At 42.9% G+C, this 9,030-nt stretch carries 6 protein-coding genes; all 6 read right to left on the bottom strand.

Annotation, left to right across the window (positions count from 1 at the left end; translation table 11 throughout):
- Positions 1 to 533: 533 nt before the first annotated feature.
- Positions 534 to 1,652, bottom strand: coding sequence for a metallophosphoesterase (locus tag VN447_RS07455; RefSeq protein WP_325524360.1), 1,119 nt, complete (start codon positions 1,650 to 1,652; stop codon positions 534 to 536).
- 276 nt (positions 1,653 to 1,928) lie between these two features.
- Entirely contained in the window at positions 1,929 to 2,642 is a 714-nt protein-coding gene (locus tag VN447_RS07450; protein ID WP_325524359.1) for a metallophosphoesterase, read from the bottom strand.
- A 166-nt stretch (positions 2,643 to 2,808) separates the two neighbouring features.
- A complete protein-coding gene (locus tag VN447_RS07445; protein WP_325524357.1) occupies positions 2,809 to 3,933 on the bottom strand; it encodes an AAA family ATPase in 1,125 nt (374 codons plus the stop codon).
- Between the two features lie 2 nt (positions 3,934 to 3,935).
- Entirely contained in the window at positions 3,936 to 6,593 is a 2,658-nt protein-coding gene (locus VN447_RS07440) for a TnsA endonuclease N-terminal domain-containing protein (protein WP_325524356.1), read from the bottom strand.
- A 24-nt stretch (positions 6,594 to 6,617) separates the two neighbouring features.
- Complete coding sequence (locus tag VN447_RS07435) at positions 6,618 to 7,928, bottom strand: helix-turn-helix domain-containing protein (protein WP_325524355.1); 1,311 nt, start codon at positions 7,926 to 7,928, stop codon at positions 6,618 to 6,620.
- Positions 7,929 to 8,088: 160 nt separating this feature from the next.
- Positions 8,089 to 8,661, bottom strand: coding sequence for a hypothetical protein (locus VN447_RS07430; RefSeq protein ID WP_325524353.1), 573 nt, complete (start codon positions 8,659 to 8,661; stop codon positions 8,089 to 8,091).
- Positions 8,662 to 9,030: the final 369 nt, after the last annotated feature.

The following is a 9,030-nucleotide window of genomic DNA, read 5'->3' as shown; positions in this document are numbered from 1 at the left end:
TGGGCTCACACGCAGGGGATCGCGAGCCTAATTGTCAATCAGGCTGTTATTCCGCCGCATTTAATACCTTTAAAAGGAGCAATGCTGGATAAATCAATAGAGTTGCTGATTGACGGGCTCATAGCGGCATCCCGGAAAAGTAAAAAAACTCCAGACGGTGAATAGTCCGTTGAATCGTCAGATGATTCTTCTAAGCCATCCATCTGTGGAGTTCCATACTTTCCTGCCAATACTCTGGCCGCCGCAGCCGCAATAACTCTGCTGTTAAACGGATTGTTCATCCATTACTGCATTATTCCAGCTTCTCAAAACCAAAAAACAAAGATATTTAATTTGCCAATATAGGTCCTATAATAGCGCATATGTAAAAATAACCATAATTTACTCTAATAGTAAACTATGGTTATTTTTCTGTATCTTTTCGACTTTATCCTGCCATATAAACCAAAATATCCTGCGTCTTAATTTTTTTTAAAAATAAGCAGTACAAGACTAAGACCCATTACCAGCACACTGTATCACCACATGGATACTTATTTATCTCCATACGGCCTAAATTCCTCACAGTTTTCAGGTTTATATAACATGCAAGTGTGGCCTAATATCTCATTCTCCAGCATGTATTGATAAAGCTTCCAGCACTTACAATTATCACTTTTAGGACATTTCTCACCACTGCCGCAGGCCATAAAATTTTCTTCTCCATGGGCTTGGTGATTTATGATTTTTTCAGCTAATATTTTAAATTCTTTTTTCCTTTCATACTCTTTTTGCCATTCGATTTCGTTCCAGTTCGGTCCCGCCAACGGGTAGGTTATATGTCTACCTTCTCGATCCCATCGATCAATTAGTTCTCCAACTTCCTCATATGTCGGCTGTTTTATATTCGGGTAGGCTGCCCTGAATTTGCTCCTATATTTTTCCGGTTTCCATTCTCGAGGCTCCGGGTCTTTTGACATGATTACATCTTCTTGCAATACCACTAATCTATCATTCAACACTGTAAACTTACCTATGGTTTTGTTTGTATGAAAATGACCGAAAAACCAGTGTTTAAACCTAATGCTTTTCATAAAGTAGTTTAGCATTTCACTGGTAGCATCATTGATTCTATCGCCAAAAAAGCTATCAAGCTTACCTATTATATCTTTAGGCGCAGTATGTGTTATTACATAGTCCACGGTCATATCATGTTTTTCGAGGTTTTTAATACCTTCTTCAAATTCGTGATGGTTAGGTACTTCCTCTCTCCACCACGAAATGAATTCCTTTCGAAATTGTTTATCTACTGATTCAGCGCCGCCAAATGTGAATATTTTTTTCCCTTCAATTGTAAATACCTGTCCTCGCATTAAATGAATGACTGACGGCCTTATTGGGTGTGTTTTACCACCATTCCATTCCATGATAGGGAATTGATTCAAAAGATCAAAGTTTTCGTGGTTGCCGTCTACAAAAAGTGTTGTGAAATTCCTGCTCTCCAGCCAATCCAAAAGTAATTCATCCTGTTTGCCGCCTGACCAAATACAGCCAAAGTCGCCAGCAATTATGACATAATCATTCTTCGTTAATTCCCTTTGCACCGGGAAATATTTCATAGTTAATTTGGCCTTATCGATTTCTCCATGCAGATCCCCGGTTATATAAATCATTACAATTCTCCCCATTCAAAGCAAATATGAGCATCCGCTTATTTACTCATTCCATAAATTTTTATCAAATGTATAAGAAAACTGCTTTTTGCTTCTACGCTCATATTTGAAAATTCCTTTTCGGTAAGTTTAAAAATGGAATCGTACTATGCTGAAAAGAACGCCTTTACTACTAAAAAGCCATAGAAGCATTACCATAATCAAACTAGTACCACTAAACCGACTTGTCAGGTAAGCGTTAGGGTCAAATCAATTATAAAGTCCCTGGAAGTATTCTTAAGCATAAAATTCCCGATTACTTGGCAATTCTAAAGCCGCCAACCGGCCACCAAAACAACCGCCACAGTCGATACCTATTTTGTCCCGGTACTCTTGGTCAAACCAGATCCGAGCATTTGTTTTTTTGAAATTCTTATCGTAGCGATAGAGATTCCATGTGGGAATATGGCCGAAAACAAGTACCTTGCCTTTGTACGCCGGACAATAAGGAAAGCGATCCTCCATCCAAACTAGATCATCTTCGGTGTTTTTCTCGATAGGCTTTCTTGTATTGGCACCGGCGTGGGAAAATAGGAATTTACCAGTTGAAAAATATAGCGGCAAACTTTGTACAAACTGCATAATCTCTGCTAGTTTACTAGGTGCTAAGTTTTCTATTTCCTCAAACATAGTTGCACCACCGTTATATTTCACCCAATCATATAAGTTCTCTGATGGCTGTGTTCGCCATGAATCGGATTCAATCATTTCGATTATACTCTGCTCTAAGAATTGTTCATGGTTCCCCTTTAAAAGCACTGCGCCCTGCGCCTGAAGCGTTAGGCAAGTTTTCAGCACTTCCAGGTTTTCCGGGCCGCGGTCTATCATATCTCCACAGATAACCAGCAAATCGCTTGCCGGATCATATTGAGTTTGTTTTAGCAGAGACTGAAATTGTTGGTTTTCGCCATGAATATCGGATATTGCCAATATCCGGTCAACAATCCGCATACAATTACCTCATCTTATTACTGTTAAGAATACGTTTTAATTCTATAAATCCGTAAAATCATACTACTTTCACTTTTCTAGCTAACTGTGTAAAGTCCTGTTGAGAAGATGGACCTAGCGATAAAAATTAAACAACAAAGTACAGGTACAAACCAACAACTAGGCATCACGCCGGTCGCCCAACCTTATCCCTCGTAGGCTTTCGCTGGCCCGGTTTAGCATTTTTCTTTGCCCCATTTTTACGGCTTTCGTTTTTACTGGAATCCTGATATCCTGTTAGCCCCAGCAAATTCCGTAGGCTCTCCAGTTGCTCATCGGTCTCCACAAACCGCATTTCACCATGCAGAGCATCTTTGGCTTGTTGCTCACATTGCCGTAAGGAATGGGCCACATGTTCAATATGGTCTAACGTCAGAACTTTTGCTGACTCCTCCAGAGCTGCCGCTACCGCTTTATTGAGTAATAATTTGCATGCCCCCACACAGCCAATACTGCGAATATATAAGGATTCCCAGTCGACTTCTAAATCGCGCTCCACTTCGATAGGCAGGTTAGCTTGAAACGTCAATAATATGTTTTGAAAAGCTTCAATATCTTCTTCATTCCGGGCGTCATAGCGGGGAAAGTGGATAAGGGTGCTACGGTTAGCTAACTGCCCATTTAGATTGCAAAGTTGCAGCAAGTCATAGGTGCCAAACAGCACATAAGTTACGTCTGTCATATTGCCGGTAGACTTCAAAAACTCGGTTTGATCTTTCATTCTCCGGCCACTGGCAACAATGGAGATATGGTGCGCTTCATCAATTAGCACAATCTTGGTCTTGCGATGTTTTAAAGCCGTCTCTACGGCAAACCGAAGTTCAAATTCTGACCGCCGCTCTTTGGCCGGGACAGGATCACCAAAAAGATCTAACCTTGCGCAATTGCGTAAAGTAATCGGGTCCCGTAATTCCCGTAGGCATTCTACGTAGAAATGCCGCCAGCTAAACTGCCCTGAACTTGCCGCCGGAGCTTCTACAGCGACTACCGGTATTTGTCCCGGATCGTCAGGATCTTTATACCGAGTGGCCAAGCGGGTACTGATGCGTTTAAACAATGTTGTTTTGCCTACACCACTGGGGCCAATCACAAAAATAATGCGGGAGCCACCCGGCTCGCGGATAACACGCTCTAATGCAGCATCAGTTTCAAGCAGCTTAGGGTGGGAAACTGTGAATTTCTTAAATGCGGCTAACCGCTCCACAGGGTTTTCCTCTAACATCTTGGAAGCTGAGTTGTTGTTGGCGTCCATACTCAATACTCCTCATAAATCTGCCTGGGTACCGTTCGTTGAGTGACGGAGGGCAGAGTATTATTTTTGTCAGATTCATGTTTCTGCCTATTGGGTTCGATACGCTTTCCTTTACCGGGTAAAACTTGCAACTCGGGAACATCTTTACCTGTTTTGTATTGCTCTTTAAGTTCCTGTTCCTTGTACCGGACATTTTTTTGAAAGAACTCGGCCAGTTGAGCCGCTGAAACGATGTACTTTTTCTGACTGTTGGCTTTATTCTTACGGATTTCCTCAGTGGCCAAGAGCAGCTCCCGCTCGGTTCTACCTTGAAAAATGGCATAATATTGGGAAATGCATTCTACCCAAGCCCCCTGGATAAAGGCATAGGCTATACCAATATTCCATGGATCGTAGCGGATAGGAACGCTTTTTCCTTCATGCTCGGGGATGCGGAATTCATCCGACCAATAGTAAATGGATTTCAGTTTAAACCCCCGTCCGGGAAAAATCTTCGCCGTACCTTTACGGGTAGTAGGAAGAGTGGCAAATTTAAAGCTGTCGTCATAGGGGATAAGCTTTTGCTTCCTTTTGCCAGTGAGCTCGATTCCCTGAGTGAAGAAATCACGCGGGCTTCCGCCTAACGCCGGATGATCATCGGTATCATAAAACTCGTAGGCCCAGAGTTTAAATAATTCATTAAAACTTTCCAGGTCCCAAATTGCCAGATTTCTGGGATCAAATTTTTTCGTCAGCTTGCGGACTTGTTTGGTTAGCTGGGTATTGCCGACGAGGTTATGGATGAGCTGGGTGGAGCTGGTGCCGAAGAGGCGTTCGCATACAGAACCGAAATGCCCTTGCGCCTTGGGCCGCACTTTTTTGTTAATCTCAAACCGGGCCAATAACTGCTCAAAATAAATGCTGCTAAAATCCTTGCCGCCGTCCACAATGATGGTTTGCGGAAGTCGATTAAACCGTTTTACGTATTCCCGAATCACCATCATATTGGAGCGGTAGCTTGGCGGGTCCATGGTGATGTAAACAGCTAACAGCCTTCTGGTATACGCATCCGTCATAATCGTTGCCCAGGGACGTCCTTCCGGCAGTTTCAATTGAATATCAAATTCGGTATGATCAATATGCGCCAGTTCAAAGGGCCTGGAACCATGCTTTGGCGTTGTACGTTCCAATTCCCAGTAAAAAGGCTGGTACTCATAGGCGGATCTTGTTCCTTCGCGTAATAAAGTCCTGTTATGTATTGGAGCGAATTTATCGATATAGCTACAAAACGTAGGATAGCTCGGCACAGTTACTACCTGTTCCTGACAGCCCTTTTGCAAAAATCCGTACGCATACTTCTTGGAGGTTGCAATTCCATTCACATGGTGCTCTTGTATCGTCGTGTTGATTAATGCAACTACAGGCTCGGAAAACCTGAGTGTGTGGTTGCCTTTTTTGCTGTTTTTCGGTATCAGTCCAATGTACCCTTGCCCCCACATTTGCTCGGCCAGCTTGTACTTTCTTACCCAGTCCCGAACAGTACGCTCCGGTGTGGTAATTTTTTCTTTGTCCCCTCGCAAATGTTGTTTTACGATATCGGCTTTATTGTTGGCCATGTCCAAATCCTGCGAGCTGGCATTCATAATGATTTGCTGCGCTTGTTTTGCCAGAGCGTTGTCAGCCAAGCTTTTATAGGAGCGCAGTTGATTGGTGCCGATTAGTTGCTGAAATTGCGTATAGTCGAGCGTTAATAATTCCTCTTTCTCTGATTTTAGCGAGACGGTATGTTCGCCAACATTGACAATTTCATGGATAATGCCATCCCAGTTTAACAGCCTGCCAACAGCAATCTCTACGGGGGATGTCTGATAGGTGCAGAGGGTAGACTCGGTTCCCTGACGCAGCTCAGCGCTTTTCTTTGAGGAATATAATGCAACATTTCCCGGCTCATCAAAGCAATCTTTATTTCTATCAAAATATAGCTCACCGCTGGCCAGCAATATGTTGATATCATCGGCACTAAGTGCCCCTGAATCGAGCAGTTCATGAAAGGTAATCCCTTCATGAGCATGCACCAAAGCAAGGAGCATACTTTTCGTTTCGGCGCTTACCTCATATGGAGAAGAGAAATAATCTTGCAGATATTCTAAGTTGCGATAACAAATCCAGTTTATCTCCTTAGAAGACCGTACACGGAAATACAGCCCATACTGCTCGGCGAATTTTTCACCAGGTGGGCACCGCCAGTTGCCATTTTCGTCTTTTATATAGCGCTCTTTATTTTTAGCGGACAGTTTTTCCAGTTCCTGCTCGGTTTTACACTCTTCATATCCGGCACCGTCCGACCGGATGACAAAGAAGTCCGGCGTATAGATCACGCCCATTGCTTTTCCCGCTTGCGATTTATAGTTTAATTTGATGGACTCCGGCTGGTCGTAGTACTCTAAAACCTCTACATCCCATTCCATACAGGTTACTACCAGCGGCAGTTCAACTTTATGGCTTTCAAACTGCATGGTAACACCCATCTTTTTACTGCAATACGAGCCACTGACGTTTGAAGCCGATGATTTTACTTTTCGCGCAGGCTCTGATGTTCTGATCCGTTCGATCCGTGTTTTCGTTGTCTCGGAAAGATGAAGTCGGTGACACCAGGCTTCAAATTGTTCAGTTGTAAGCATCACGTTACCCCCATCAAGTTACTGTCATGTACTCGGATTGGAACCGTAAACAATGGCTTTCCATTCTTTTTGAATTTCCGGGTTCCGCAAAGCCGCCTTCCAGGAAGCGGCGGCTTCCACGTTACGTCGGCTAGGGAAGATACCTTGCTGAGCCAATTCTTGGCAGATGTTTCGAATTTCGATTTTTCTTTGCTTAGCAAGGTTTTGAGCCTGCTCCATCCTATTGGCAAGATACTTACCTGATATACGCTTGCAAAGAGCCGGAAAATATCTCTCAACCACTTTGCGCGAAGTTTGTTGTTTCCTTGCGATTTCTTTCATGGATAGGGGAGGGGTATCTTCCGATTTCATACAGTTCTCCAAGTCTGTTCGAAGCTTTATAACATTGAGTTTCTGCCCCATAGCTTTTTGCAAACGCGCAATGTGCACTGTAGGCTTTGATAACGCTATAAATAGGTTTTTACTATTCCCCAGTAGAACATCAACCACTTGAACCTTAAGCGCTTCGCAGATTGCCAGTAAACTCGGGAAGGGTGGAAGGTTCTTACCCTTGCACCAATCCCAGACTGTTGTTTTAGAAAATCCTATAAACCGCGCAAATTCAGCCATACCACCGCCAAACGCCTTGGAACAACTAAGGAAAAAATCAACTATATTTTCCGGTGCCGCCAGACTCGCTTCGTTATAGGCAGCAAGCACCTTAGCGGCCTGCCCGGCAATAGCCAGCTCATAGTCTGATGCCAACACCTTGTATTCCTTTTGGCCTAACCATTGCTGGCACTTGCTACAATATCCTGGCTTTGAATGACGATCTAAAAGGCGTAGCTCTTGCCCGCAATGAGGACATTTTGTAGTCAACATAGTACCGTGAATCGAGCAAGCCATAACCGCTTGCAGACTCCATAGAAGCGGTTCATATAATTCTTGCTCGGCTTCTAACGCATCCTGGAAGCATAGGGGACACCATTTTTTTGTGGATTGGATAAGCCCTCGGGAAGGTATCACCTGACGCCAGGGAAAAAACGTACAGGTCGTCAGATCACTGATGAGTGTTGCTTTTTGTAATGCTGCCACAAAGTCAGAAGCGGCTTGCCCTATACTATTAATCATACTGGCGTGGTTATAAAAACGTGTGCCTCCATAGAGTGCAATGCGCGTAAGATATTCTTTCTGCAGAATAGGAACAAGTTCGTAGTTGATAAGCTGACCAACTTCCATGAGATGCTTTTGCGCTAAGCGCGCTATGTATCCTGTAAGACTCTCCATGCCCAAATCATCACGGTTAACGGGGGCTAAGTAATACAATTTGCTAGCTTCACAGTTGTAAGTAGTCATATGCCAACCTCCCATGTCCTATTATCTTCTGTCATGTGCAAGGGCAATATGATTAAGTGGTGATTGTAAAATCATGGCTTGTATAAATCTTGTCCAACTCATAGGTATTGAGTGGGGGTTGGATGAATTATATCCAACCCCTGTATAAATTTTTTTATTCCTATCGAGGAAGCATATATACGTATTGTTTGCCAAATGCATCAATTACTTCTTTACGATAAATAACCCGGAATTCGTATAGTTTTCTAAGCCTTGTACTTGCCGTACTGAGTACAAGATTCTTTAGTTCTGCTAACTGCCGGGCCGTTACCTCACTGTTATCGCGAAATACGTCAAATGTCTCCAGCAGGTTAGACTCCATTTTGCCAATGATCTCAAATTTGTCCTCATGAAAGTACAGGACTGGAATCCGAATACCATCGACTTCCCAAGATTTAATAAGCCTGGTTAAATTTTCGAAAACCCAAGTATCCACATTGGACACAAACATCATGGAGTTAGGGTAATTCGCTACCATCAACCGCTGAAAGCCCAAGATGTATTCATCTAGAAAAGAGGTATCCGTAGCATAAACCCCAGCTAAGCTTAGTTCAATGGCATCACCGTCTTGTATGGGTTGTAGCTTTTCTAATGCGGTATGATAAAACTGCTCTCCAACCGGACGGGTGGCTAAGGTTTTTCCGGACAAACCTAGTTCACTCGCGATTTCATGCAATTCCAGCTTTCTAATCATGATATTCACCCTTTGGATAAATTTTGTACAAGTGTTATTTATAGATTATTATATTTTTCCATATTTGTCAATCCGTGCAGGAATTATTATTTTCATGAAGTAGTTGTTTACTAAATAAGTCTGCAAGGGAGCTGAATATTCTTGTATAACGATGGGAAAGTGAATTACACAGTAAATGATAACACAATAGCAGTAGCTAATTTAAGTAATTGGCGCAAAATTGATAGTTTGAATAATATTCTCCACCAGAGCCACTCGTGCGATTTTTGAGAGCCACCATGTGCATGAAATAGAGCCACGATGTTACTCCGAGAGCCACTGCTTGTAACATCCCCTTATAATGAATTTATGCACTGTTTTAGTGTAAAT

The sequence above is a fragment of the Sporomusa sp. genome (assembly GCF_035561155.1).
Lineage (GTDB): Bacteria > Bacillota > Negativicutes > Sporomusales > Sporomusaceae > Sporomusa.
Note: the sequence above shows the minus strand (reverse complement) of the source record. Positions and strands in the feature narration are given on the sequence as shown.